Genomic DNA, 26,148 nt, shown 5'->3' on the forward strand with positions numbered 1-26,148 from the left:
TGGCGGCTCAGGCGCCTTTGCGGCGCGCCTTCGCCTTGGCCCGGCGGAACCGGGTCCGCTTGGGATGGCGGGCGGTCGCGTGCTGGTCGGACTCGCCGCCCACGCCGTCGCCTTCTTCTCCGACGGCAGCGGCGCGAACCTGACGTTCGCGCTCCTCGCGCTCCTCTTCGGCGGCCACCCGCGCACGGATCTCCCACGCCTTGAGGTCGACGACGGTCGGCGCCTCGCGGTTGTCCCACATCTCCGCTCGGTCGGGATCCGCTGAAACGGCGTCGACCGGCTCGGCTGTTGCGGCTGGGATGGGTACGTCTGCGGGCGCGTCCTTGCCGTCCTGGGTGTCCTGAGCCCTGCCGTCCTGGGTGTCCTGAGCCCTGCCGTCCTGGGTGTCCTGAGCTCGGGCGACCGGGCCCTCGGCGCCCTGGACCACGGAGTCCTGCGACTGGGCGACCTGGGCCACGGTGTCGCGGGTGTCGGTGTCGCGGGTGTCGGTGTCGCGGGTGTCGGTGTCGCGGGTCTCGGTATCGCGGATGTCTGTGTCCATGTCGGTGGCAGGGGTGCTCGGCCGTACGCCGGTCGGGGCCGGCTGCTCGTCGGCGGAACGCGTGGCCACGACCTGCTCGTGCGCCACCTTGCCCAGGCCCAGAGCCACCAGCGCGAGTTGCTGGGCGGGCTCGGCCACGACGCGCCCGGCGTGCGCCGCGACATCGACCAGCTGCCCGTTGGCGGTGGCCGCAATCGTCGCGGGCGGCGTATCAGTAGGTGCAGCCTCGCCGACCTGCTCGACGGTGGCGGCTGAACTCCGCGGTGCGTCCGTGGCGCCCTGCGTACCGAACAACGCGTCGTCCGGGCCTACCTTCCGCTCCGCCGCCGCGACGGCCTCTCGGGCCCGCTGCGCCTGGACCTCGGGGTTGGCGAGGGCGAAACCTTCGGCCATGACACGGACATGTGCGGCGTACATGGCGGCGTAGGCACGGGCCTGTGCCACCCGGTCGGCCCCGTGGGCACGCCGGCTCCGGATGAGTTCGACGTCGAAAACCACTACCGCAATGACGCCAGCCACGAGGGCAACGACGGCGGCACCGATGAGGATCGGCACATCGCGTTGATAGGCAGCGTAGAGAACTGCGGCCGCGGCTAGCAGCAGGGTTGGCGTGGCCACCCACCGGGCGAGGTGACGGATACGGTGATCGCCGCTACGTGCCATGCGGAGAGGCTACGGTTCGTGACCGTACTAACGCCAGACATCCCCATATTTCCGGAGAGTCTGGTACTTCTCGTACTCACGTCATCACACAGTGAAGCCGTGGGTGTACGCCCTGGTGGTGTTCGCGCCGGCCGGCTCAGCGGACCTCGCCGCCTCGACCGGCGCTCGACTGGCCCTCGGCGTCGTCAGGACTCTTCGGAACCTTGCACGCGCGTTCGAGCAGCAGTCCACCCACCACGACGACGAGCGCCGCGACCGCCGTGATGATCCCCCGGACCACCCGCTCGCGTCCGTCCGGTGTGTCGAAGGCGGGTACGTAGTGGACCGCGACCCCCGCATAGATCCCCGCGACGAGCGCACCGACCAGCGCGCTCGCCTTCGCCAGTGCGAGCAACCGGACGGCTGTCAGACCGTCGACCCTGCGCTGCTTGCGATGCACCCGGTCGTACATGTACCACGCACCGGCCAGGAGCAGGGCCGCGAAGAACGCGAGGCCGCCCGCCGCCGACCACGGAGTCCTCGCAACGATCATGCCGGTCGCCTCGAGGACCGCGACGCCGCTCCAGCCCAGCGCTCCGCCGAGAAGGAGGAGCAGGACGAGCAGGCCGATACGTGTGCTGCGTACCGGCGTCATTCGATCTTGAGCTCGAGGCCGTCGACCCGGGTGATGGTCGTCGTGTCGATGACGCGCACGAGGTCACCGACCCGGCCCTGGCCAGGGATCTCGCCTTCGCGGTCGACGGCCGCCCACGGGACGAGGACGAAGGGCCGCTCATGCGCCCGCGGATGCGGAAGAACGAAGTCGTCCTCGTCGACCACCTTGTCGCCCACGACCAGCAGGTCGACGTCGAGTGTGCGCGGCGCACCGGGCTCGGTACGTACTCGCCCGAACGCGTCCTCGATCGCCAGCGCCCGCTCCAGCAGGGTCCTGGCGTGCAGCGTGGAGTCGACCACGACGACCGCGTTGAGGAAGTACGGAGATCCTTCGGGGGCGCCGACCGGCGCCGTCTCGTAGACCGGTGAGACCTCGACGACTTCGACATCAGGGGTGTCCGCCAGGGCGTTGAGCGCACCCTGCAGGTTGGCCGCCCGGTCGCCCAGGTTGCTGCCCAGGGCGATGACGACGCGCCGGATGGGGCGCAGGCCTCCGGTCAAGGTATCGGCGTCGATGATCCAGGGGTTGGGCGTCTCTGTCACGTACGGCTCCGGTGAATGGTGACGGCGACGTCGTCGAGCTCTACGCCGACAGGCGCCTCTGGCTTGTGAATGGTGACCTTGACCTCCGCGACGAGCGGCTGGTCAAGGCACAGATCAGCGACACGCTGTGCCACCGTTTCGAGGAGATCCACAGGATCCCTCCCCACCGCGTCGGCCACATCTGTGGCGAGCCGGGAGTAGTCAACGGTTTCGGTCAGTTCGTCCGTCTTCGCCGCGGGCCGGGTGTCGACGCCGAGGACGACGTCGACGATGAAGAGCTGCCCCTGTGCCCGCTCCTTCGGATGGACCCCGTGGTGCCCGAATATCCGGAGCCCCCGAAGCGCTATCCGATCGACCACGACATCCCTCCTTCCCACGCCGCGAACTCCAGGTGCCCGACAGTACCGGCGCGGATATGTCAGGCGAAAACCAGAGGTACCCGATTCTTCCATTCCGACCGAGACTTTCGGGTACGCCCAGTCTCGGGTCCGTCCCGTCCCTGGGCCACCCCGCCTTTGCCGAGCGGGCGCCGCCCGAGATCCGGTCAGGCGTATGTCAACGTGGCAAACCGCCCAGGACGAAGCCCATACGGTCAACCGCGAGACACAACCGTTCCCGGTCGAACCGCTATTCCCCCCGGCCCGCGCCCCATCGAGCCGCCACCCGGACGGCGTCCAGGGTCGGCCGGACGGCGTGGACACGGACGCACCAGACGCCCGCCGCGGCCGCCAGTGCGGACACCGCCGCACTCGCGTCATCGCGGTCGTCCTCGGGTCGAGGCTCTCCGGTCACCGGGTCGGCGAGGAGAGCTCCGAGAAACCGTTTCCGGGACGCCCCGACCAACACAGGATGACCGAGGTGGACCAGGTCGTCGAGGGCGGCGAGGACAGCCCAGTTGTGGTCGGCGCTCTTGGCGTACCCGATGCCCGGGTCGATCGCCACGCGGTCCGCGTGGATCCCCGCCGCCAGCGCCGCCTGCAGCCGGTCGCGGAGCTCTGCCCCCACGTCGGCGACGACATCACGGTAGCTCGCCCGGGTCTGCATCTGGTCGGAGTGCCCGCGCCAGTGCATGCAGATGTACGACGTCCCTGCCGTGGCGACGAACGGCAACATCGCCGGATCGGCGAGGCCACCGGACACGTCGTTGACGACGACGGCGCCGGCGTCGACGGCGGCCCGCGCGACACCGGCCCGCATCGTGTCGATCGACACGAGTGCCCCGTCGCTGGCGAGCGCCCGGACCACCGGCAGGACTCGGCGCAGTTCCTCCTCCTCCGGGGGGCGCGGCGCTCCCGGCCGGGTCGACTCGCCACCTACGTCGACGACATCGGCGCCCTCGGCGAGCAGTTCGTGGCCGTGGGCTATCGCGTGGTCGGGCTCCAGCCACCGGCCACCGTCGGAGAACGAGTCAGGCGTGACGTTGAGCACACCCATGACCAGCGCCCTCCCGGGCTTCGGCAGACCCGCGAGATAGCGGACCGGTACACCGCCCACGTCCTCTCCTCTCCGCCTCTTCCGATCCGCCTCTTCCGACCCGCCTCTTCCGACCCCCCGCTGTCCCGCCCCTACGGACGTTCGGCGGGTCAGCTGGCTGACCGCGGCCAAGGTCGCGTGCCACACCTTGACGGGTGATGCCGGTTCCGCGACGTTCGGGGCCGGACGGCGTGGGCGGGTCTCCCGCCGCTCGACCCTTCCGGTTCTCGATCCCAGTCCTCGCTCAGGTGTCGTTCGATCAGGAGGTCGCTCATGCGTGCATCGACCAGTCGTGCCGACCGCGGGCGCCGCGCACTGGCAGTTCCCGGGCCGCTTCCAGCGATCGTAGGGCGCGGCTCGTCATCACCGGCTACCGGCGTACTTCTCGTTCTTGCCCTTCTTCTGCTGGCCGGACTGGTCGGTGCCGCCAACCCGGCCCAGGCGACCGCGGTGCAGCGCGAGAAGGCCGTCGTCGTCGACGAGGAACAGGTCGCACCCCGCCAGGTCGACCTCACGATCTCCTCGCCGGCCCTCGCGACGGAGGCGAAGGTCCGGCTCCTCACACCGGACGGCTGGGAGGACCGCCGGCCCGGTCAGGAGTGGCCGGTTCTCTATCTCCTGCACGGCTGCTGCGGCGACTACACGAGTTGGACCGGGGCAACGGACGTCGAGGAGTTCCCCGAGTTGCGTGACGTCCTCGTCGTCATGCCCGAGGCGGGCGTCACCGGCTGGTACAGCGACTGGTGGAACTACGGCGAGGGCGGCGCGCCAGCATGGGAGACCTTCCACCTGCGGGAGGTACGCAAGATCGTCGAAGGCGGCTACGGCGCCGGCGACCATCGCGTCGTCGCGGGCCTGTCGATGGGTGGCTTCGGCGCGCTGTCCTATGCGGCACGCAATCCCGGGTTCTTCCGTGCTGCCGCCTCGTACAGCGGCGTCGTCGACAACCGGCACACCCCCGGTGCAGCCGGGACGATCCTGGGTTTCGTCCGCCGATACAACCTGGATCCCCTTGCCCTGTGGGGCGATTCGGGTATGCAGGCTGACATCTGGGCCGCACACAATCCCGTCGATCTGGCCCACCGGCTGCGCAACATCCCCGTCTACCTGTCGTGCGGAAACGGCGAGAACGGACCGCTGGACCCGCCCGACGTCTCGGGCGGGATCGAGGTCCTGCTGGAACAGGAGAACCTGCTCCTGGCCGATCGGCTCGAGGAGGTCGGCGCACGACACGTGGTGACGCACTTCTACGGTCCAGGAACGCACGCGTGGGCATACTGGGAACGCGAGCTCCGCTTGTCCCTGCCGCTCCTGCTCGAAGCCCTGCGCTGACGCCGAGGGCGGTCAGGCGGCGCTGTGGGATGAGGGGGCCCTTCCTACGAACCTTTCCCATGAAGGGCCCCCTCACCCACGAGGAAGCGCTGGGCATGAGTTTGCGGCATTGACGCATCCCGCGGCTTTCGTCGCTGGTTCACCCCAAGTTCCCGCAATCAGGTGAGAAGAGCCGTAGCCTTGGCGTGGGGTCATCCGTTGACCACTGTGGGGATGGGACCACACAGCTCATCCAGGCCGCCGGCTCTACCCGACCGGTTGGACCGCCGGCCGCTGAAAGGAGCGTCATGAGCACCGCTGCCGTCGACATCGCCGATTCCCCCACGGTCGTTGTCGCGCCCGCTGAGCCCGTCACTCGCGTCGAAATCCTTGATGTCCTCGATGACGCCTTCGCCGTTGGCCCGGCGTCGCGTGGACAGCTGGTGAACGCCGCACGAGCACAGGGCGCTCGCGCAGAGCTTGTCGCACTGCTCGAGGAACTGCCCGACCGTCAGTACGTCCACCAGCGTCAGCTCTGGGTCCACATGCCGAACGTTCCGGTCGGCCTCTGAGCAGTCGGACAACCAGTTCGAGGGCTGCGCAGGTCGGGACCCGCACCACCCTCCAACGCAGCTGAGGCAGACGCCTCGGCGACGTTCTCGCGACATCGGAGAACGTCGCCGATCCGTTTGCCGCGAAGCAGCGTCGGCGCTGCCCGGTCAGCCGGCAGACGGCGTCCACCGGCGGGTGAGCCTCAGCCGCCGATGATGAGGCTCATCGCCTCCGCCCGGGTCGCCGCATCGCGCAACTGTCCCCGCACGGCAGAGGTGACCGTCTTCGCCCCTGGCTTGCGTACTCCCCGCATGGTCATGCACAAGTGCTCACACTCGATCACGACGATCACGCCCCGAGGCCGGAGGATCTCCTCCAGCGCGTCGGCGATCTGGCTCGTCAACCGCTCCTGCACCTGCGGACGCTTGGCAAACACGTCCACGAGCCGGGCGAGCTTCGAGAGCCCGGTGATCTGTCCCTGGGTATTGGGAATGTAGCCGACGTGCGCCGATCCGGTGAACGGCACCAAATGATGCTCACACACCGACCAGACCTCGATGTCCTTGACGAGCACCATCTCGTCGTGCCCGATGTCGAACGTCGTGGTGAGGACTCCCGCCGCGGTCATCCGCAGCCCGGCGAACATCTCCGCGTAGGTCCGGGCCACCCGGGCCGGTGTGTCCTTCAACCCGTCACGATCGGGATTCTCGCCGATGGCGAGCAACAGCTCACGGACCGCCCGCTCGGCGCGTTCGTGGTCGAACGGCGGTACGTCGGCCGGGCTCCCATCCGTCGCGTTCACCGCTGCCGTGCTCTCGTCCGGCACATCCGCACCTGGTGGGCTCACGCTGCCGCTGGGCTCACGCGGGTCCGGCCGCCGGGCCAGGCTCGCCCGGAGGTGCGCCCGACCGGCCCTCCTGGACGTCAGGCTCTCCATCCGGCGCGGGGCCGATCACGAGACCACCCTCCGGGCCCTGGCCGTTGGGCGACAGCGCCGCCTTCGGCGTCTCGACCGGTGGGATCTCCGACGGCCTCCGGGTCGGCGAGCCGGTCCAGGCCGGCCGGATCTCCCGGCGCCGCACCGGCTCGAAGACCGTGGCGAGCTCTGCCTTGTCGAGGGTCTCGTGCTCGAGGAGCTCCAGGACGAGGTTGTCGAGGACGTCACGGTTCTCGACCAGGACGTCGAAGGCCTCCTGGTGCGCCGCGTCGACCAGCCGGCGGACCTCCTCGTCGACGAGCGCGGCCACTTCCTCGGAGTAGTTCCGCTGGTGGCCCAGCTCGCGGCCGAGGAACGGCTCGGAGTTGCTGTCGCCGAACTTGATCGCGCCGAGGCGTTCGGTCATGCCGTACTGCGTGACCATCGCCCGGGCCAGTCCGGTCGCCTTCTCGATGTCGTTGGCCGCACCGGTTGTCGGGTCGTGGAAGACCAGCTCCTCGGCGGCCCGGCCACCCATCATGTAGGCGAGCTTGTCGAGCATCTCCGAGCGCGTGGTGCTGTACTTGTCCTCGTCGGGCAGCGCCATCGTGTAACCGAGGGCCCGCCCGCGCGGCAGGATCGTGACCTTGTGCACCGGGTCGTTGCCGGGCAGGGCCGTGGCGACCAGGGCGTGTCCGCCTTCGTGGTAGGCGGTGATCTTCTTCTCCTTGTCGCTCATCAACCGGGTCCGCTTCTGCGGTCCGGCGATGACCCGGTCGATCGCCTCGTCAAGGGCGTCGTCGTCGACGAGCTTCTTGTTCTGCCGGGCGGTGAGCAGGGCCGCTTCGTTCAGGACGTTGGCGAGGTCGGCACCGGAGAATCCGGGAGTACGACGCGCCACGGCGAGCAGGTCGACGTTCGGCTCGACGGGCTTGCCACGCGCGTGGACCTGGAGAATCTTGTGGCGGCCGATGAGGTCGGGCGCCTCGACGCTGATCTGCCGGTCGAACCGGCCCGGGCGCAGCAGCGCCGGGTCGAGGATGTCGGGCCGGTTGGTGGCCGCGATGAGGATCACACCACCGCGGACGTCGAAACCGTCCATCTCGACCAGCAGCTGGTTGAGGGTCTGCTCGCGCTCGTCGTGCCCGCCACCGAGCCCGGCGCCACGGTGCCGGCCCACGGCGTCGATCTCGTCGATGAAGACGATGGCCGGCGCGTTGGCCTTGGCCTGCTCGAAGAGGTCGCGGACTCGGGATGCGCCGACACCGACGAACATCTCCACGAAGTCGGAGCCGGAGATGGAGTAGAACGGAACGCCCGCCTCGCCGGCCACCGCACGGGCCAGCAGGGTCTTGCCGGTGCCGGGCGGGCCGTAGAGCAGGACGCCCTTGGGGATCTTGGCGCCGACCGCCTGGAACTTCGCGGGCTCCTGGAGGAACTCCTTGATCTCCCCGAGCTCCTCGATCGCCTCGTCACAGCCCGCGACGTCGGCAAACGTCGACTTCGGGGTGTCCTTGCTGATCAGCTTGGCCTTGGACTTGCCGAAGTTCATCACCCGGCTGCCGCCGCCCTGGAACTGGTTCATCAGGAAGAGGAACAGCAGGGCGATGAGGATGAACGGCAACAGGGTGGAGATGAGCGAGCCGAGCAGGCTGGGCCGGGAGATCTCGACGTCGTAGCCCTCCGGGAGCTTGTTCTGGTCGGCCTTCTGCTGCAGCAGCTTCTGCAGCTCGAGGTCCTGGCCGTTGACCCAGGCGGCCTTCATCTTCTCGCCGCCCTTGGTGGTCACCCTGATCTCCTGGTCGGTGCCGCCGACGATCACCGCCGACGCGACCTTGTCCGACCGGATCTGGTCGACCACCTTGTAGGTGTCGGTCTGTTGGAAGCCGCCCGATCGGGTCACGAGGTCGCCGATGAACAGGATCACGATGATGAGCACAGCGATCCAGAAGATCGGCCCACGGAAGAAGCGCTTAAGGTCCATACTCCCGGGACTTGCGGCCCCGTCCCTCCTGCTCATCCACCCAGAAACGCCGAGTAGGCGCTGCGGTTCTCCAGAACGACATCGGTCATTCGAGTGGTCACCGCATCACACTCGCCCCACGGCGTGGGGAGAGTACGACCGTACACCGGGCTTATTGCCGGTACGGCAGCGGCGTACTCGAAGTTCTCCTCCTCATCAGCGAAACGTTGCAGCCGAGGTCGGGTGTTCCCAGCGGCTTCGGACAGGCCGGCCGAGCACGCCCATTTGGGATACCTGGCGCCACCCGGATCGGGCCCGGGCGTGGCAAATGCGCTCGAGCCCATGATCATCGCGAGGGATGACCAGCATCGTCAAACGCTGGTGTAGACGTGCGGCGCGAGAGTACCGACACAACGCAGGTTGCGGTACTTCTCGTTGTGATCGAGGCCATATCCGACCACGAACTCGTCAGGTATGTCGAATCCGACGTACTTCACCGAAACCGACATCTTCACCGCCTCCGGCTTGCGCAGGAGGGTGCAGATCTCGACCGACGCCGGACCGCGGGAGCGGAGGTTCGTGACCAGCCACGACAGGGTGAGGCCGGTGTCGATGATGTCCTCGACGATCAGCACGTTGCGGCCGGTGATGTCGGTGTCGAGGTCCTTGAGAATGCGTACGACCCCCGAGGACTCGGTGCCCGAGCCGTAGGAGGAGTACGCCACCCAGTCCATCTCCACGTGGCGGCCGAGCGCGCGGGCGAAGTCGGCCATCACCATGACGGCACCCTTGAGTACGCCGACCAGGAGGAGGTCCTGTCCTGCGTAGTCTCGTTCGACCGCGGCGGCGAGTTCGCGAACTTTGGCCTGGATCTGGTCCTCGGGAAGCAGGACGGTCTTGAGGTCGTGGTCGATCTGGTCGGGATCCACGTGGGGTCTCCGGCGAGTGTCGAACGGACGGTGGAGGAGAAGTACTCGGCGAGGCACAGGTGTAGCTGTCTGTACCTGTGTGCGCCTCGAACCTCACTGCGATGGCCAGCGTGCCACAGCAGGCTCGGACTCGGACGGTCAGCCCTGTCCGTCGACTCGCGCGGGTTGGTGGGGCGAGCAGGCGGAGCCGCCGATGACGGCGCGGTAAATGACCACGCTGAGCAGGCCCTCGGTACGCGGACCATGCGTCGGCACCTGTCCTGGCACCACGAGCCTGCTCAGCGTGGTCATTCGCGACGCACAGCCTGCTCAGCGTGGTCATTCGCGACGCGCAGCCTGCTCAGCGTGGTCATTCGCGACGCGCAGCCTGCTCAGCGTGGTCATTTGCCACGAGGGTGGTGGGGCGCGGCGGTGAAGCAGAGCAGGTCGGTACGACGGTGCGCGCGGACCCCACCCGGCAGGTCGACCCAGGCCTGACCACGCCACTCGACGACCAGCGCGTCCACGGCGGCGACGTGGCTCGCGAACAGGTCTGTGCCCGGGCAGCCGGCGCGGAGTGCGGCCCGGTGGATGACCCGCCGCCGGACGGCCGCGGGCACCGCCACCAGCCGGTCGACGTGCAGGGCGAGGTTCGGCGCCGTGTCGCCCGTCACGCAGTCGGCGTACGCACGGTCCGCCCACGCGTCGAGGGCGTCGGCGTCGTCGCGGAGCAGGTCGGCGGTACGGGCGAGCGCGGAGGCGACGCCCGGGCCCAGCTCGCGTTCCAGCACCGGAAGGACCCGCTGCCGCACGCGCACCCGGGTGTACGCCGGATCGGTGTTGTGCGGGTCGTCCCAGATGGCGAGCCCTTCGGCGGTGCAGGCGGCACGGGTCGTCTCGCGGTCGAGTCCGAGAAGCGGACGGCGGTACGCACCACCTGCGGGGGCGCGGCCCGGCATCCCGGAGAGAGACCGGGCACCGGATCCGCGAGCCAACCCGAGAAGGACGGTCTCGGCCTGGTCGTCTCGGGTATGACCCAGCAGCACGGCGACGGCACTCAGCCGCGCGGCGGCCTCGTCGAGCGCGGCGTAGCGGGCGCGGCGGGCAGCGGCTTCCGGACCTCCGGATCCGTCGACGCGCACTCTCGCGATCTCGACCGGATCCAGCCCGAGGGAACGCAGGAGGTCCGCGACAGCGGCGGCGCGTTCGGCCGAGCCATCCTGCAGGCCGTGGTCGACCGTCACCCCACCCACCCGCCACGCACCCCGACGCGCCTCGAACGCCGCGGCGGCCGCGAGCGCGGTCGAGTCGGCACCGCCCGAGCCGGCCACCAGGACGAGCACGCCGGCGTCGAGGTCGGCGAGCGACCGCCGGACGGCCAGGCGTACGGCCGCCACCGCCGGGTGGGGACCCATCACCGCCGAGCCACCCCGCAGCATCCCACGTCGCTGCCGTCCTAGTTTCTAGGACGTGCCGCGCATGCGGCTCACCCATGCGTCCGGGTCGGCGATCTCCGCCTTGCTGGGGAGATGGTCCGGCGATTCCCAGACCTTGTTGAAGCCTTCCTGCCCGGCCGACGACACGACCGCGCGGACGAACGCGGCGCCGTCGCGGTACTGCCGAAGCTTGGCGTCGAGACCCAGGATCCGCTTGAGGAACTGGTCGAGCCAGTTGCCGCCACCGCGCCGCTGCTGGAACCGCTCGCGGATCGTCGCGACCGACGCGATGACCTCCGGACCGACACCGTCCATCACGACGTCGGCATGGCCCTCGAGCAACGACATCACCGCGGTGACCCGGTCGATGATCTCCCGCTGGGCAGGCGTCTGGACGAGGTCGATGAACGACACTTCGTCACCGCCACCGCGGGCGATCCGGCCGAGTTGTTCGACACCCTGGCGGAGCTGGGAGAACATCGCGCCCGGGTCGAGGTCGGTGTGCTCGAGGAACCCGCGGATCTCTCCTCGCAGGTGGTCGCGCAACCAGGGGACCGCGGTGAACTGCACCCGGTGCGTCTCCTCGTGCAGGCAGACCCACAGGCGGAAGTCGTGCGGGTCGACGCCGAGGTCGCGTTCGATGTGGACGACGTTGGGCGCGACCAGCAGCAGCCGTCCCGCCGGCGCCAGGCTGGGTACGAGATCGCCGCCACTCGACGTCGCACCACCACGACCACTATTGCCACCGCCGTTGCCACCGCCGTCAGGAGTGGCGCCCGATTGGCCCGGCGTCGCGGCACCGTCGTCGGAGCTGGTCCGCGGCGCGGGGACAGCGCCCACCGTGTCGTCGGACCAGAACGGGTCGAACTGCCCCAGGACCTTGCTGGAGAGGAACGCGAGCAGGGCGCCGGCCTCGACCCCGGTCACCCGGGAGCCGAACGCACCCATCATCCCGCCGGTGGCATCGCTCCGGCGTTCCCGGACCTTCTCGACCAGGGGTTCGAGGATCTGCCGAAACGCATCGACGTTCGCCTGGACCCAGCCCACTCGGTCGACCACGACGACTGGCGCCCGGGCACCGCTGGCGTGCAGGCCGGTGTAGGTGCGGACATGCCCCTCTGCCTTGCGGGCGAACTCGCGGAGATCCGCCACGACCTCACGGGCCTCGTCGAGGCTGACGTCGGGTCCGGGTCGCAGCAGGCGGTGAGCGGTGGTGAGGGCAACGTCCCAGTCGACCATCTCGCCGCCGTCGGATCCTGCACCGTTGCGGTCTCGGGTGTCTCCGGGCCCTGGGCTGTCGGGGTCCGGGGTCCACCCCGGTCCTGCACGGTTGCTCATGGCCTCCACCGTACGCGGTCGGGCTGCGCCGGCTCGGACTGATCCGGAAGTGCCCGACACACTCGCTAACGGCAGCCGCAGCTGGCGAGCGCGGACGCGGCCTGGTCGATGGAGGGGCGCGGATCGTTCTGTCGTGCCTGGTCCGACATGACGGCGAAAGCCAGGAGGGCACCGTCCTTCGTCGTCACGACGCCGGCGAGCGACGAGACCGCGCTCAACGTGCCGGTCTTGGCGCGGACGATCCCGACACCCGGCGCGGACGCGTCACCGGCGAACCGGTCGTCCAGGCTGCCGGTGTAGCCCGCCACCGGGAGACCGGTCACCACGGCTCGCAGGTCGGGGAACTCCGGCCGCGCGGCCGTCGCGAGTGTCTGGGTGAGGACGTCCGCGCTGATCCGGTTGTCCCGCGACAGGCCACTTCCGTCGTACAGCTTGATGCCGGAGAGGCCCTCCACGCCCAGCCGGCTGAGGACGGCCTTGATCGCCTCCCCCGCTCCGGCGAAGGTCGCCGGCCGCCTCTCGGCAACCGCCACGTGGCGGGCGAGGACCTCGGCGCCGTCGTTGTCGCTGACGAGCAGCACGTGTTCGACGATGTCGGCGAGCGGTGGCGAGGAGACGGCGGCGAGCTCGCGGGCCTTGGCGGGGGCTTTGCCCCGGGCGAGTTCGCCCCGGACGGTGATGCCCGCCTTCCGCAGCATCTGGACGTACGCCTGGGCGGCGGTCATCGCCGGATCCGCCGCGCGGGGGCGGTGGGAGGGCCACGAGACCTTCGCCTCGTCGACCCAGAGCGCGGAGACCGGTGCGACCACACCGGTCGGGACGTACTGGCTCTCCCATGTCGGGCTCACCGGCTCGCGGAAGAGCGTGTCGTCGACGCGGACCGTCACCTGTGTGGTGCCGGACGCGCGCAGCTGCCGGGCGGTGCGTACGGCCAGGTCCTCGATCGTCACGGGCACTCCCGTGCCGCGCGTCGCGTCCGTGGCGCGGGCCCGGGCGGCCGCGGTCGCGAGGAGCGGGTCGCCGCCACCGACCAGCACGATCTCGCCTGGCCCCGCTCCCGCCACCACCGTCGTCCTGAACCGATGCTCTGGACCGAGCACCGCGAGGACCGCCGCGCTCGTGAGGATCTTGGTCGTGGACGCCGGGATGTAGGCACCCGCGGGGTCCTTGCCGTAGAGCAACCGGCCGGTTAGGAGGTCACGCACCGCCACCGAGGCGTGCGGGCCGAGGTTGACCGGACCGATCGCCGCCGCGAGCGCACGCTCGAGACCGGCCCTGGTCGGCACTTTTGCCCGGCCGGTAAGGGGAGCCAGCACCGGCCCGGCCGCTGGCCGGGTCGGGCTGGGACTCGGTGTCGGCCTGCCGACCGGCGTCGTCGGCGTCGCGGGCCCTTGGCCCGCGCCCGCCCAGCTGAACGTCACACCGCCGGTGTAGACCGCGCCGGCACCTGCCCCCACCGCCGTCAGGACGAGCAGCACCACCATCGTCAGTGCCCGCCGGCCGCGCGGTCGCTTCGGTTGTTCGGTCACGCTGGCTGACCCTTCCCCTGTTCTCACGTGCGTACGCCGGCCAGGAACGCCGGCGGGCGCTCGTGACACCCCCGGAACGGTGAGGAGCCGGCGTGCCGGCGCCCTTCCGCACCACATACCCCGGTGGAGGGACCTTACGTGCCGGGCCCGACACCGCGCCACACGGGCGTACCTTCCGGGGTTCTTCTCTCCGCCGCGGAACTGCCCGACCACACCGCGCGGTGTGGTCGGTGTGCCCCGACGAGGTGTGCGGTGAAAAGCTGGGTCCGGCATTGATCTCACACCGGTCAGGAGCTGTCGTGGACGTCGACGTGACGATCGAGATTCCCAAGGGCCAGCGGAACAAGTACGAGATGGACCACGCCACAGGGCGGATCCGGCTCGACCGCACGCTCTTCACCGCGACGCAGTATCCCGCCGACTACGGCTTCATCGAGCACACGCTCGGCCAGGACGGCGACCCGCTCGACGCCCTTGTCCTGTTGCAGGAGCCGACGTTTCCCGGCTGCCTGATCCTCTCCCGCCCCATCGGGATGTTCCGGATGCGGGACGAGAAGGGCCGCGACGACAAGGTGCTCTGCGTACCCGCGGGCGATCCGAGACTCGACCACCTGCGCGAGATCGACCAGGTGGCCGAGTTCGACCGGCTGGAGATCGAGCACTTCTTCACCGTCTACAAGGCGCTCGAGCCCGGGAAGTCGGTCGAGGGTGCCACCTGGGTCGGCCGGGCCGAGGCGGAAGCGGAGATCGTCGCCTCGCAGCAGCGTCTGCGCGATACCCCGCAATCCCACGCATGAGTACCGGAACGGCTACCAACGCCCTGCCGGGCAGAAGGAGAGGGTCACCGTGGCTCTGACAGCCGACGAACGCGAGCAGTTCCTGGCCGAGCCGCACATCGCGGCCCTGGCGGTCGTCTCCGGGCAGGATCGCGGCCCGCTGACGGTGCCGATGTGGTACCAGTACACCCCCGGCGGGGAGGCGTGGATCCTCACCGGGGTCGACTCCCGCAAGACCGCGCTCCTCGAGGCGGCCGGGCGGTTCACGCTCATGGTGGACCGGGTGACCCCGACCATCCGGTACGTCTCCGCCGAGGGTCCGGTGACCCGGATCGTCCCCGGGACGACGGAACATCTGCAGGAGATGGCGGGACGGTACGTGCCGGAGGACAAGCGCGCCGCCTACGTCGAGGTCGCCCTCGCCGAGCACGGCGAGCAGGTCGCCATCTTCATGCGGCCGGAGCGCTGGGTCTCCTCCGACCTGGGCAGCCTCTGAACGACGCGTCCGTATGGGTCCGCTGACACGTCGCCGGGCTGAATGGTGCGCCGGGAGTCAGGTCGGGCGGGCCAGCCGTACGAGGTCGCCGGGCTTCGCGTTCAGGCGTACACCCGCGTCACCGCAGTTGACCGCGAGCGCGAGCCGGCCGTCGGAGTCGAGGTAGACGACCAGCTCCCCCACCGCGACGTCGGCGAAGGTCCGCCCCACCTGGGCATGGTCCACCAGGTCACCGACCTGGACGTCAACTGTGCCTTGCGTACCCAGCGCGCCGACGGCGGCGAGCTCGGCCGGCCCACCGGCAAGCTGGACATTGCCGAACCGGTCGAGGTAGGTGACCTCCGCCGTCAGCGCGTCGCCGGCGAGCTCCCAGCGGGGCGCCGGCAGCCGGACCAACTCTGCCGGCGGCAGCGGTTCGCCGACCCGCCCGACCTCGCCGCCGCTCGCGAGATGGCCGGCAACCGGCGCGAAGACATCCCTTCCGTGGAACGTCGGATCGACGTCGGGCAGCCAGAGCGCGACGTTGGTGAGGGCGTACGCCCGACGGACACCGCCGAGGACCTCGGCCGCCTGGATGAGCAGGCCGTTGTCGGGTCCGAGGAGCAGGCTCGGTCCGGCGAGCAGTGCGACACCCCGGCGCGACGTACCCACTCCAGGATCGACGACGCCGACGTAGATCGCCGGCGGAAGGTAGGGCGCCACCCGGGCGAGCACCGCGGCGCCGTGCCGCACGTCCTGCGGCGGGACATCGTGGCTCACGTCGAGCACCCGGGTGTCGGGCGCCGAGCGGGCCAGAATTCCGTGGCACACGGCGACGAACCCGTCCCGGGTGCCGTAGTCGGTGAGGAACGCGATGAGCCTGCGCATGAGGCTCACAGTCTTCCAGGATGCTCAGCGGACCTGCGCGACGTGGGTGGGCGTCCCCATGTACCACAGGGACCTCCGCTCGACATCGCGTCCCGGTCGTGGAGCATGGATCATCCGGCCGCGCCCGAGGTACATCGCCACATGGTGGATCGTGTTCGAGTCCTCCGGATCGCTGGCCCAGAACACCAGATCGCCCCGGCGGAGCGCGGCCAGCCGGATCCGCATCGACTGCCAGTACTGGCCGCGGGCGAAGTGCGGCATCGAGACACCCGCCGCCGCCCACGCCCGCATCGTCAGCCCGGAGCAGTCCCAGCTGTCGGGTCCGTCGGCGCCGAAGACGTACGGCTCACCGAGTTGGGCGAGCGCGTACCCCACCGCACGCTCACGTTGCCGCGTGGTCGGACCGCCGCCACCGCCGCCACCGTCATCGCCGTCCTCCGGCGGCAGGTCGCGCGCCTCTTCGGCACGCTGCCGGGCCCTGCGTTCGAGCGCGTGCTGACGCGCGGCCGCGAGATGTACGGACACGCGTTCGAGCCTCGCGAGCCGGACCAGCAACGCGCGCTTCTGGGCGGTGAGGCTGTCGACCGACCGTGACTGTGACGCGACCGCGGCCGTCACCTGCCGCCGGGCAGTGTCCGCCGCGGCGGCGGCCCAGCGTCCGGTGTCGAGGGCGTCTCGTGCCTGGGCCGCGAAAACGGCCGACACCGACTGGCTGGCGCGAAGCGCTTCGTACCGGCTGGCGACCGAGGCGGACACCATGGTCATGGTGATCGTCTGGTCCAGCAGGTCGTCCGGCCCGGCGGCATCGAGGTAGGTCGACATCGGACCCCACCCCGGATCGAGTCGGTACGTCGCGGCCGCGATCTCGGCAACCGCCTGGCGGCGCCGTTCGGTAGTACGCCTCGCCGCTGAGGCCTGTGCCGTCGTCACTCGTACCGCGTCCGCGGCCTGCGTCCGCCGATAGACGGCCGTGCTGTAGTGCTCCACCGCCTGCTGGGCGGCGACGTCGAGCCGGCGAAGACGGTTGTCCGCGCGGGCGAGGCGTGCCTGGAGCTGGCCGAGCGACGACGCCGCGGCCCGTGCACGCACCTGAGCGTCATGGACCAGTTGGGAGCTCGGGACCGTTTCCTGGCCCGCGCCAGATCCGGAGCCCTCGCCAGATCCGGAGCCCGTACCGGGTTCCGCGGCAGCTCCCGCTGGTAGGCCGACGACAAGGACACCCGCCAAGGCAAGTGCGGCCGCGCGCCCCGTGCGTCGTGACGATGCCCGGTCCACGACGTCGCCTCCTTTCGTGCCTAGGGCAAAAGGTCGGGCCAGGCTGGGACGAACACCACCTGACTGCGTCTTTTACGTACCTACGCCGCGCCGAACGCGAAACGCGTCCCGAACGGGTCATCGACGGTGGAACCGGGTGCCCAGGCTGAAGAACAGGCATGTCTTTTCCTCACCTGGGCGCGAACACCGATGGCATCCGAAGGGCGCGGGACCGTTGCGGGTATGGCCCTTTCGTACCCGCGGGCTCGGTCGTGCGTGGGTGGGACATCTGGGGTGGACGGTGAGTGAAGAGATCCCCGCGCTGCGAAGGAGCCCGCGTGGGCTGAAGCGCGTGGGCGGGCTGTGGGGCGAGACCCTGGCGGAGTTCCTGGGTACGTTCGTCCTCATCCTCTTCGGCGACGGCGCGGTCGCGATGGCGGTCGCCGGCCTGCCCGGCTCGGACCGCACGGGTGGACCGACGGTCATCTTCGAGGCCGCGGGTGACTGGCTCCTGATCGCGTTCGGATGGGCGTTCGCGGTGACGTTCGGAGTGTACGTCGCGGGCGGGGTCAGCGGGGCACACATCAACCCGGCCGTCACGCTGGGGTTCGCGGTGCGCCGGCAGTTCCCGTGGTCGAAGGTCGGTCCGTACGTCGTCGCCCAGGTGCTCGGCGCGTTCGCCGGTGCGGCGGTCGTCTACGCGGTGTACGAATCGGCGATCAACGCCTACAACACGGCTGCGCACACACCTCGGGGGTCCGGCGAAGCCCTCAGTACGTTCTCGATCTTCGCGACGGTACCAGCGGGCTACTTCCACGGAAGCTGGGTCGGGCCGTTCGTCGACCAGGTAGTCGGCACTGCCCTGCTGCTCCTGCTCATCGTCGCCGTCATCGACCGACGGAACATGGCGGTTCAGGCGAACATGGGGCCGTTCATCATCGGCCTGATCGTCGCCGCCATCGGCATCTCGTACGGCGCGAACGCGGGCTACGCCATCAACCCTGCCCGCGACTTCGGTCCTCGGGTCTTCGCGTGGCTGGCGGGTTGGGGTGAGACCGCGTTACCTGGTACGGATCCGGGGGCGTTCAGCTGGTACTTCTGGATCCCGATCGTCGGGCCGCTCGTGGGCGGTGTGATCGGGGTACTCGTCTACGACTTCTTCATCGGCGACGTGCTGGCCGCCCGGCGTACCGGTCCGCCCGATGGTCGGGCCAGACCATCGGATGACAGCTGATCATCGTGCAGGGTGGTGGAGCCCGTCCGAACTCCTGCGCTCAACCGTCGATGTACCACTGCTCCATACTGATGTTGACGACGATTCCGAACACTTCTTCCTTGACACCTTCCGGCACATTCTTGACGCGCTTGGTCCAGAACGTCGGGTAGTAGGAGCGCTCGACCGGGTTGAACGTCCACACATTGTCGCGATAGCTCTCGAGGATGCCCTCCAGGGCGGCCTTGCCCTCGGGCGAGCCGATCGTTGCGGACATGAACTGTCCGTGCAGCTCGAAGAGTTCCTTGACCTCGGGAATGGGCTCCTCGCCGTCCTCGCCCTGGGTGCTGTTCCACAAGGCCCAGAGCGGACCCCAGTAGGTTCCCGGAAGATAGTCGTCCCACCCGGCACTCGACCACATGTCATGGGCAGCCCAGAGGCCAGTTGCCTTGATCTGGTTCGCCTCCTGGCGCTCGCCGGCAACTGTCGCATCGAGCTTGCGCACCGTGGTGAAGACTCCGACCTTCTTCCAGTGTTCAGCGATGAGCTCGCTCATCGGGATGTGGTCCTCGGAAGCGTCCTGGACTTCGAACGGAATGCGGAAGCGTTTGCCGTCGGGGCCCAGCCGGAATCCGTCGCCGTCCTTCTCGGCGAGCCCCACGTCATCCAGCAGCCGGTTCGCCTCCGCCACGTCGTACTTTCCGTTGCTCGTCTGCGTGGGAATGCTGGCGAACTCACCGAGGTAGAAGTTCTCGATGATCTCCTCACGGTTGATGGCCAGGTCCAGCGCCTGCCGGAACCGCAGGTCACGTACGACCTTGCGCCACACCTTGTCGGTGTGGGTCAGGTTCAGCGCGAAGCTGATCGGGAGCCGGTGCATCCGGGCCACATGCATGGTGACCTCGCCCTTGTCCGCCTTCTCCGCGATCAGCGAGATCTGCCGCAGCGACGCCCGCTCGCCGAGGTAGTCGAACTCACCGAACAACGCCCGCGAGGTCAGCGTCTCCTTGTCCTGCACCAACTGCGAACGAAGCTCGTCGATGTACGGCAACTGACTCCCCGCCGAGTCGAGCTTGAAGTAGTACGGATTGCGTTCGAAGCCGAACACCCCGTCGCTGGCCCTCGACATCACCCACGCCGTCAACGTCGGATGTCCCATGAACTGCTCGTTCGACACATCCAGCCAGGCGCCCATCTGCTTGGCGGTGAACAGGTTGAACCACTGGTCCGCGGGAATCGACTCCTCCTTCAACATCTCCCGCAACTTCGCCTTGTCCGCGTACTTCTCATGGAACTGCTCCAGGTAGTGCCTCGGCTTGATGATGTCGCCGTAACTGCGCCACTGGGCGATCCCGACCTGCGCCGGAAAAGTGCCATAGGGCGCGTCGAAGGTCAGGCTGAACGTGAAGTCGTCGATCACCTCCAACTTCGCCGGCGCATTGCTCGTCCGACGGGCCGCCTGCAGATAGTCCGGGAAGATCGGCGTGATCTCCTTGTTGTAAAGGACATCCTCGAAGGCGAACCGCACATCCTCGGTCGTCACCGGCTCACCGTCGGACCACTTCAACCCTTCCCGCATGTGGAACGTGAACACGGTGTTGTCGTTGTTCGCCTCGTAACCGGCGACCACATTGCCCACGAGCGTCTCGCCCTGTGCATAACCAAATCCGTTGCGTGCCCAGAGCATGGGCTCGATGTTGCCGAGGAACACGTGGGGGTCGAAGTTCGGCAACTCCTGGGGAAGCTGGAGCGTCCCGCCGTACTTGCCCTGTGCCAGCTTGACGAACTTTTCGTCCACCAGCACGCCCGGCCGGACGACGAACGGCTCTTTCGGCAGCCGCTTCGCAAGTGGCGGCAGGTCGCCAGACTTCACCCGCTCGGCAAGCACGGGCGACTCCTTGTACTGACCCGGTTTGGGCGTACCCCCTGCACTACCGCGCCCGCCTGAGCCGGTGCCGTCCTGCCCGGAGCAGCCCCCCACCACGACACCGGCCGCGACAACGCCGAGAAACCTTCTGCGCGAAAGATCATGCATCGTCAAGACTCCTCCTCGGGGTCTCATGCGGCCCCATACTTCGTCCGAATCCCCGGCCGGGCTCAGCTGCGTGGGCGGGGGAACGTTTCGCCGTCGAGCGGGTCGCCCGGCCGAAGGCCCAGCGAATCGGTGACGACGTGCGGCGCGCCGGTGTACGTCGTCGCCGCGTCCATGTAGATGGACACATGCGCGAGCCTCGCCTGATCGGTGCGGTTGGGCAGCGCCATGTGCCCGGTGTAGCTGGAGTGGAACGTGCAGTCCCCGGCCCGCAACGGGACCGTCACCCGGGGAGACCAGCGCAGCGAGGGGTCGACCGTGAACAGGTCCTCCTCGTCGCGCAGGTTCTGCGGCCGGAACCCGGTCAGCCGTTGAGTTCCGGGCAGGAACGTCATGCAACCGCGTTCGGGTGGTACGTCGACCAGAGCGATCCACGCCGACACCGAGAGCCGGTCACCGGCGTGCGGCCAGTACGGCCGGTCCTGGTGGAACTCCGTCGCCACGTCGTTGTGCGGTTCCTTCACCAGCATGTGGTCGTGCCATATGCGTACGGATGTCCCGATGAGCTGCTCGGCGACGCCCGCCACGCGGGGATGCAGCGTCAGCTCACGGATCGTGGGATCGCGTTGCCAGACGTTGACCAGTTGGGTGAAGACCCCACCTCCGGCGTGGCTCTCCGAACGATGGGCTTCGAGGTACGCCTCGGCCGCGGCGCGGAACCTGTCGACCTCCGCGGGTGCGAGTACTCCACGGACTCGGACGAAACCATCCTGGCGATACGACTCGACCAGCGCCGTAGGGATGGCGCCGGTGGCCGGGTCGACGTCGCCGCGTCGTACGTCCGCCTCGTCGATGGTCATGTGAGCCTCCCTGGAACCACGGGTCGGTGCCTGCCTCCAGGCTGGCCCTCTCCCCGGTGACGCGGCTAGGCCGATCCCGACCAGCACTCGGACGATCCTGACCTCGCCGACCGGAGCCGGTCGTCCCGTCAGCATCCGAAACCGGCGTACGATCCCTCGATGGCGTCGGCAGCCGGCGGAACCGCACCGGTCTACCGCGAGCACGACCTGTTCCGTGCCGCGGCCCTGCCGGTGCTCGCCGGCATCTACGACCTCGAGGGCGGCACCGAGATCCACGGGCACGACTTCTGCGAGATCGCCGTCGTGGGCGGAGGGACCGGCCGGCACGTGTGTGCGCAGGGAGAGGAGGAGGTACGCCGGGGAGCCGTGTTCGTCCTGCGCCCGGGCGCCTGGCACGGCTTCGTCGCCTGCGACCACCTCGTCGTCGCCAACACCTGCGTCTCCATGTCCGCGCTCCGGACGGACCTTGGCTTCCTGCGTGACGATCCGGGCGTCCGGGACCTGTTGTGGACCGGGCCGCTGGCCACCGGGAGCCACGGCGTTCTGCGGAGGAGGATCAGCGCCACCGACGCCGACGACACGATCGCCGAGATCGACCTCCTGCGGCAGCGGCTGGCCGCGCCTCCCACGTCCCCGCCAGCGCACCGGATCGTGCTGCTCGGACAGTTGCTTGGCGTACTCGGCCGAATCGCGGGCGGTGTGTCGGGCATGGACGCCAGTGCGGGCGGCGACCCGTCGGCGCGGGCCGCCGGTACGGTCCACCCCGCGGTCGCCGCCGCATGCGCGCACCTCGACACCGAGCCCGAGCATCCCTGGCAGGTGGCGGACCTGGCCCGGCTGGTGAGTCTGGATCCGACATATCTCACGAGGCTTTTCCGGCGACATGTCGGGCTGTCACCGATCGCGTACCTCTCGCGGCTGCGGGCGGAGAATGCGGCAGGAATGCTGGCCCGGACAACGTTGCCGGTGGCCCGGGTGGGTGCCCTCGTAGGTTGGCCGGATCCGACGTACTTCGCCCGCCGGTTCCGGTCCCTCGTCGGGCTCACCCCGACCGCGTATCGCCGCCACCTTTCCCTCTCGACCGACACCCACGAGGCTCAGCGCGTCGTCGGAGGTTTTCCCGGCTCGAATCGATCCCACAGCTCGGAGTAACGTGCCGGCTCGTGACAGACACCTCATCGACCATCCGGCGGGTCACGGGCGAGGAACTGCTCGCCACCGCGTACCCCCTGCAGGACTACGCCTTCGGCGCCACCCCGGTGGCCGCCGCGCCCCAGGCCGACGGCTGGCGGCGGTCCCTGGCCTACCGCGAGGACAACGTGACACTGGTGTCGTTCACCGGCGCCGAGGCCTCCGCCACCGCGGTGGGGATCCCGATGCGCCAGCACGTCCGCGGCCGAACGCTCCCCATGCTCGGTGTGAGTGGTGTGGCGACGCATCCGGCGGCCCGGCGGCAGGGGCATGTCGCCCGCCTGCTCACCAGGCTGCACGGCGAGATGCGCGACAGCGGACACGTGGTCAGCACCCTCTATCCGTACCGGATGTCGTTCTACGAACGCGCGGGCTACGTCGGCTTCCCCAAGCCGCGCAGCATCCGGCTCTTCCCTGACGGACTCCACCGAATCCGCCACGCGGAGGTGCCGGGAGGCGAGCTGAGTCTGCACCGGATCGGTACCGCGTTCGACGACTATCACCGCTTCATCGAACAGCTGCTCGGCGAGCGCCACGGCTTCTCGGTGCCCCCTCGCCGTAGCGTCACCGAACTTCGCGACTCGGACAGCCACTGGGTGATCCTCGCCCGCCAGAACGACGAGGTGGCCGGCGCGCTGCTCTACCGTACGAACGGATTCGGCCACGAGCTGCAGGGTTCACGGTTCCTCAGCCGCGGTCTGGCCGGTCGGGTGTTGCTGCTGCAGTGGTTGGGGCTGCACGCCGAGCAGTACTCCGCGTTCACCTTCGAACTGCCGCCGGATGGCCGGCCGGACCTGTGGTACACCGACATCCGCTACACCGACGAGACCAAGATCGCCAGCCCGCTCCACAGTGCACCGATGGGCCGGGTGCTGTCCGTCGAAGGGCTCGCCGGGATCTCGGTCGGCTCCTCACGCGTGCGGGTCGAGGTCGTCGACGATCCGTTCGTCGCGGGGACGTGGGTGCTGGACGGTACGACCGGCGAGTTGGAGGTCAACTCGGTCCCGACCCGATCCGGTGGCGCGGGCTCAGGTTCCGGTGCGGGCTCAGGTTCCGGTACGGGCTCGGGGCTGCCCACCGCGACGCTGACGTCCCACGGCCTGGCCGCGCTCGTCTACGGCGTACTCGATCCGGCGGAGGTCGCGCTGCAGGGCTACGGAAAGATCGACGCCGAAGCGGCCCAGGCCCTGCGCACGCTGTTTCCCCCAGCGACGCCGTACCTCTTCGCGAGCTTCTGACCGACGACAGCGCCTGACGGCCCACGGCGCCAGTCAGGTGATGGTCGCCCGGGCCGGTCACAGGTCGTGCGGGCATGAGACTGGTCGTCCGAGTCCGGCGGAACGTCCACGATTCGCAGACGCCGGCCCGGTTGATGGACGACGATCGACGTATGAAGGGCGACCGGGTCGAGATCGTGATCGATGCCGGTGGCGAGACGCGGACCTACGAGGTGATCGCCACCCGGATGGGCCGGCGCGTCGAGATCACGACCGGCCGGGGAATCATCGAGGTGAGCGAAGTGACGAGAGGGGGCACCGCCGTCCGCACCGCGCGATTCATGGCCAGCCGGGTGCTCGCCCTGGTCGAACATCCCGCCTCCCGTGTACGCCTCACCGACGACGAGGTGCCCACCCAGCGCCAGCCACCGCGAGACGGACCGCCGTTCCGGTGATCGTGACCGTGATCTGGTCCCCCGCCGCGCGACCGTGATCATGAAGAAACCGGCGTATACACCGACAGAATCTTCATGATCACGAACATGATCACCGGTAGTGTTCCAGGTGGCTAGGCTCGCGGGGAGGTTCCCACCATGGCCGCCGTGTGATCAGCGACCCGCGGGAATACCCTTATGTCCCTCATGTCTGCCTTGTCGCGCCCTGACGTCGGGTCCTGCTGATGCGGGCGTTCGATCGACGTCTGCTGCGCTACGCCCGCGCCACGCGTGGCTACCTCACCTCCATGGTGGCGATCGGGATCACCCAGGCGAGCCTCATCCTTGCGCAGGCGTACGTGCTCGCGACCGTCCTCGTGCTGGCGTTCGAACAGCAGCGGGACCTCACGGCACTCGCCGTACCCCTCGTGATTCTCCTTCTCACGATCTGCGCCCGCGCGTTGCTGGCGTGGGCGGCTGAGGTAGCCGCCCACCGGACCTCGACCGCTGTCAAGCAGGAGTTGCGTCAACACCTGTTACACCATGTCGTACGCCTCGGACCGCGCTGGCTGGCAGGCGAGCGGAGCGGTGAGCTGGCGAGTCTTACGACGCGCGGGATCGACGCGCTGGACTCGTACTTCTCGCGCTACCTTCCGCAGCTCGTTCTGGCCGGGCTTATTCCCGTCGCGGTGATCGCCATGCTGGCCGGTACGGATCGGGCGAGTGCGCTCGTGGTGATCGTGACCGTACCGCTGATCCCGGCGTTCATGGTGCTGGTCGGCGTCGCCACCCGCCGCCGGGTGATTCGGCAGTGGGACGCCCTGCAGGCACTTGCGCACCATTTCCTCGACATCCTGTCCGGGTTGGGCACGCTCAAGGCCTTCGGCAGGTCCAGGGCGCAGTCGACGATCATCGCCCGTCTCGCCGACCAGCAGCGCCGGGCGAGCCTTTCGACCATGCGGGTGGCGTTCCTGACGTCGCTGGCGCTGGAGCTCACCGCCGCGTTGTCGTTCGTCGTCGTGGCGGTCGCGATCGCCGTGCGGGTCGCCGGGGGCGAGCTCGACCTGCGGACGGCACTCTTCGTCCTGCTGCTGGTGCCGGAAGCGTACTGGCCGCTGCGACAGGGCGCCGCGCACTATCACGCCAGCGCCGAAGGTCTCAGCGCCGCTGCGGACATGTTCAGCGTCCTCGAACAACCGGTCCCGGGGTCGAGCCTCACCGCCGACCGACCGCGAGCCGGCCACTATCACCAACCGGTACCCGATCCGCGTACCGCAGCGATCCGGCTCGACGACGTCACCGTCCTCGGCAGCGATCGGGCGCACCCACCGCTCGAGGACCTGTCGGTGGAGCTGGCGCCAGGCCAGGTCACCGGCCTCGTGGCGCCAAGTGGGGCGGGTAAGTCGACCGTGCTCGCTTTGCTGCTCGGCTTCGTTCGTCCCGACCATGGCCGGGTTCTTGTCGACGACATCGATCTCGCAACGCTCGACGCCGACGCCTGGCGAAGCCGGATCGGGTGGCTCCCGCAGGATCCGGTGCTGTTCGCCGGTACGGTCGCCGACAACATCGCGCTCCGCGACCCACACGCCGACGCCGACGCCATCGCCCGGGCGGCCAGGTCGGCCGCGGTCGACGTGTCGATGACGCTGGAGATCGGTGAACGCGGGCTCGGCCTGTCCGCCGGGCAGCGCCGCCGGGTCGCGCTGGCCCGCGCGCTGTTGCGCGACGCACCCCTGCTGCTGCTCGACGAGCCGACCGAAGGTGTCGATCCCGAGACCGAGACCGCGTTGCTCCAGGCTCTTCCCGCGGTCCTCACCGGACGTACGGTCATCCTCGTCACCCACCGGCCCGGCCTGCTGCGGTTGTGCCATCACGTCGTACGCCTTGATCGGCTGGGAGTGCCCGGATGAGGTCAGCGGACACCCGGGGAAGCTCCGACCGCCGGGCGACGGGTCGGCGGCCGAGCTCCATCCGCTGGCTG

25 protein-coding genes are annotated in these 26,148 nt (G+C 69.3%); 9 read left to right on the plus strand and 16 right to left on the minus strand.

Annotated elements, in window-relative coordinates; all coding sequences use genetic code 11:
- Positions 1-7: 7 nt before the first annotated feature.
- From ABN034_RS13565 to folP, 5 genes are all read right to left on the minus strand, one after another.
- The gene (locus tag ABN034_RS13565; RefSeq protein WP_349691352.1) at positions 8-1,204 is read right to left on the minus strand and encodes a hypothetical protein; all 1,197 of its coding nucleotides are present in this window, start codon (positions 1,202-1,204) and stop codon (positions 8-10) included.
- Between the two features lie 136 nt (positions 1,205-1,340).
- A complete protein-coding gene (locus ABN034_RS13570) occupies positions 1,341-1,838 on the minus strand; it encodes a DUF3180 domain-containing protein (RefSeq protein ID WP_349691353.1) in 498 nt (165 codons plus the stop codon).
- On the minus strand, positions 1,835-2,401 hold the full coding sequence (gene folK, locus ABN034_RS13575; RefSeq protein WP_349329994.1) for a 2-amino-4-hydroxy-6-hydroxymethyldihydropteridine diphosphokinase: 567 nt from the start codon (positions 2,399-2,401) through the stop codon (positions 1,835-1,837). Before folK ends, ABN034_RS13570 begins: the two co-directional genes overlap by 4 nt.
- Complete coding sequence (gene folB / locus ABN034_RS13580) at positions 2,398-2,760, minus strand: dihydroneopterin aldolase (RefSeq protein WP_349691354.1); 363 nt, start codon at positions 2,758-2,760, stop codon at positions 2,398-2,400. The genes folK and folB overlap by 4 nt, the downstream gene beginning before the upstream one ends.
- Before the next feature lie 268 nt (positions 2,761-3,028).
- Positions 3,029-3,835: a dihydropteroate synthase gene (folP, locus tag ABN034_RS13585; RefSeq protein WP_349691509.1), complete on the minus strand. Its 807-nt coding sequence runs from the start codon at positions 3,833-3,835 to the stop codon at positions 3,029-3,031.
- Positions 3,836-4,147: 312 nt separating this feature from the next.
- On the opposite strand from folP, the gene ABN034_RS13590 reads away from it, so the two are divergent.
- Together ABN034_RS13590 and ABN034_RS13595 are read left to right on the plus strand one after the other, a co-directional pair.
- Entirely contained in the window at positions 4,148-5,206 is a 1,059-nt protein-coding gene (locus ABN034_RS13590; protein ID WP_349691355.1) for an alpha/beta hydrolase, read from the plus strand.
- A gap of 287 nt (positions 5,207-5,493) precedes the next feature.
- The gene (locus tag ABN034_RS13595) at positions 5,494-5,757 is read left to right on the plus strand and encodes a DUF2795 domain-containing protein (RefSeq protein ID WP_349329991.1); all 264 of its coding nucleotides are present in this window, start codon (positions 5,494-5,496) and stop codon (positions 5,755-5,757) included.
- A 182-nt stretch (positions 5,758-5,939) separates the two neighbouring features.
- On the opposite strand, the gene folE is transcribed toward ABN034_RS13595, so the two are convergent.
- The 7 genes from folE to dacB all read right to left on the minus strand — a co-directional run bounded on the left by folE (position 5,940) and on the right by dacB (position 13,827).
- Positions 5,940-6,539, minus strand: a complete 600-nt coding sequence (gene folE / locus ABN034_RS13600; RefSeq protein WP_349330115.1) for a GTP cyclohydrolase I FolE — start codon at positions 6,537-6,539, stop codon at positions 5,940-5,942.
- 58 nt (positions 6,540-6,597) lie between these two features.
- Positions 6,598-8,637, minus strand: a complete 2,040-nt coding sequence (gene ftsH / locus ABN034_RS13605; protein WP_349691356.1) for an ATP-dependent zinc metalloprotease FtsH — start codon at positions 8,635-8,637, stop codon at positions 6,598-6,600.
- A 32-nt stretch (positions 8,638-8,669) separates the two neighbouring features.
- The gene (locus ABN034_RS13610) at positions 8,670-8,966 is read right to left on the minus strand and encodes a hypothetical protein (protein ID WP_349329989.1); all 297 of its coding nucleotides are present in this window, start codon (positions 8,964-8,966) and stop codon (positions 8,670-8,672) included.
- A 21-nt stretch (positions 8,967-8,987) separates the two neighbouring features.
- A complete protein-coding gene (hpt, locus tag ABN034_RS13615) occupies positions 8,988-9,545 on the minus strand; it encodes a hypoxanthine phosphoribosyltransferase (protein WP_349329988.1) in 558 nt (185 codons plus the stop codon).
- Between the two features lie 380 nt (positions 9,546-9,925).
- Positions 9,926-10,939: a tRNA lysidine(34) synthetase TilS gene (gene tilS / locus ABN034_RS13620; RefSeq protein ID WP_349691357.1), complete on the minus strand. Its 1,014-nt coding sequence runs from the start codon at positions 10,937-10,939 to the stop codon at positions 9,926-9,928.
- 48 nt (positions 10,940-10,987) lie between these two features.
- Positions 10,988-12,298, minus strand: a complete 1,311-nt coding sequence (locus ABN034_RS13625; protein WP_349691358.1) for an Rv3626c family coenzyme F420 biosynthesis-associated protein — start codon at positions 12,296-12,298, stop codon at positions 10,988-10,990.
- Positions 12,299-12,363: 65 nt separating this feature from the next.
- Positions 12,364-13,827 carry a D-alanyl-D-alanine carboxypeptidase/D-alanyl-D-alanine endopeptidase gene (dacB, locus tag ABN034_RS13630; protein WP_349691359.1) on the minus strand — a complete coding sequence of 488 codons (1,464 nt, stop codon included), beginning with the start codon at positions 13,825-13,827 and terminating at the stop codon, positions 12,364-12,366.
- Positions 13,828-14,126: 299 nt separating this feature from the next.
- Here dacB and ABN034_RS13635 point away from each other — a divergent pair, with 299 nt between their 5' ends.
- Together ABN034_RS13635 and ABN034_RS13640 are read left to right on the plus strand one after the other, a co-directional pair.
- Positions 14,127-14,624, plus strand: a complete 498-nt coding sequence (locus ABN034_RS13635) for an inorganic diphosphatase (RefSeq protein ID WP_349329984.1) — start codon at positions 14,127-14,129, stop codon at positions 14,622-14,624.
- Positions 14,625-14,673: 49 nt separating this feature from the next.
- Entirely contained in the window at positions 14,674-15,099 is a 426-nt protein-coding gene (locus tag ABN034_RS13640) for a pyridoxamine 5'-phosphate oxidase family protein (RefSeq protein ID WP_349691360.1), read from the plus strand.
- Between the two features lie 57 nt (positions 15,100-15,156).
- On the opposite strand, the gene ABN034_RS13645 is transcribed toward ABN034_RS13640, so the two are convergent.
- On the minus strand, positions 15,157-15,966 hold the full coding sequence (locus tag ABN034_RS13645; RefSeq protein ID WP_349691361.1) for an SAM hydrolase/SAM-dependent halogenase family protein: 810 nt from the start codon (positions 15,964-15,966) through the stop codon (positions 15,157-15,159).
- A gap of 24 nt (positions 15,967-15,990) precedes the next feature.
- Positions 15,991-17,055, minus strand: coding sequence for a C40 family peptidase (locus ABN034_RS13650; RefSeq protein WP_349691362.1), 1,065 nt, complete (start codon positions 17,053-17,055; stop codon positions 15,991-15,993).
- Positions 17,056-17,521: 466 nt separating this feature from the next.
- Here ABN034_RS13650 and ABN034_RS13655 point away from each other — a divergent pair, with 466 nt between their 5' ends.
- A complete protein-coding gene (locus ABN034_RS13655) occupies positions 17,522-18,454 on the plus strand; it encodes an MIP/aquaporin family protein (RefSeq protein WP_349691363.1) in 933 nt (310 codons plus the stop codon).
- 40 nt (positions 18,455-18,494) lie between these two features.
- Here ABN034_RS13655 and ABN034_RS13660 read toward each other — a convergent pair whose 3' ends face one another.
- Positions 18,495-20,468: an ABC transporter substrate-binding protein gene (locus ABN034_RS13660; protein WP_349691364.1), complete on the minus strand. Its 1,974-nt coding sequence runs from the start codon at positions 20,466-20,468 to the stop codon at positions 18,495-18,497.
- Between the two features lie 62 nt (positions 20,469-20,530).
- Positions 20,531-21,325, minus strand: coding sequence for a phytanoyl-CoA dioxygenase family protein (locus ABN034_RS13665; protein ID WP_349691365.1), 795 nt, complete (start codon positions 21,323-21,325; stop codon positions 20,531-20,533).
- Between the two features lie 159 nt (positions 21,326-21,484).
- Here ABN034_RS13665 and ABN034_RS13670 point away from each other — a divergent pair, with 159 nt between their 5' ends.
- The 4 genes from ABN034_RS13670 (at position 21,485) to cydD (ending at position 26,077) form a co-directional block, all read left to right on the plus strand.
- Positions 21,485-22,477 carry an AraC family transcriptional regulator gene (locus tag ABN034_RS13670; RefSeq protein ID WP_349691366.1) on the plus strand — a complete coding sequence of 331 codons (993 nt, stop codon included), beginning with the start codon at positions 21,485-21,487 and terminating at the stop codon, positions 22,475-22,477.
- Between the two features lie 11 nt (positions 22,478-22,488).
- On the plus strand, positions 22,489-23,754 hold the full coding sequence (locus ABN034_RS13675; protein ID WP_349691367.1) for a GNAT family N-acetyltransferase: 1,266 nt from the start codon (positions 22,489-22,491) through the stop codon (positions 23,752-23,754).
- A gap of 74 nt (positions 23,755-23,828) precedes the next feature.
- Positions 23,829-24,188 carry a DUF8836 family protein gene (locus ABN034_RS13680; protein WP_349691368.1) on the plus strand — a complete coding sequence of 120 codons (360 nt, stop codon included), beginning with the start codon at positions 23,829-23,831 and terminating at the stop codon, positions 24,186-24,188.
- A gap of 224 nt (positions 24,189-24,412) precedes the next feature.
- Positions 24,413-26,077, plus strand: coding sequence for a thiol reductant ABC exporter subunit CydD (cydD, locus tag ABN034_RS13685; RefSeq protein WP_349691369.1), 1,665 nt, complete (start codon positions 24,413-24,415; stop codon positions 26,075-26,077).
- Positions 26,078-26,148 lie beyond the last annotated feature (71 nt).

The organism is Actinopolymorpha sp. B11F2 (assembly GCF_040195635.1).
GTDB lineage: Bacteria > Actinomycetota > Actinomycetes > Propionibacteriales > Actinopolymorphaceae > Thermasporomyces.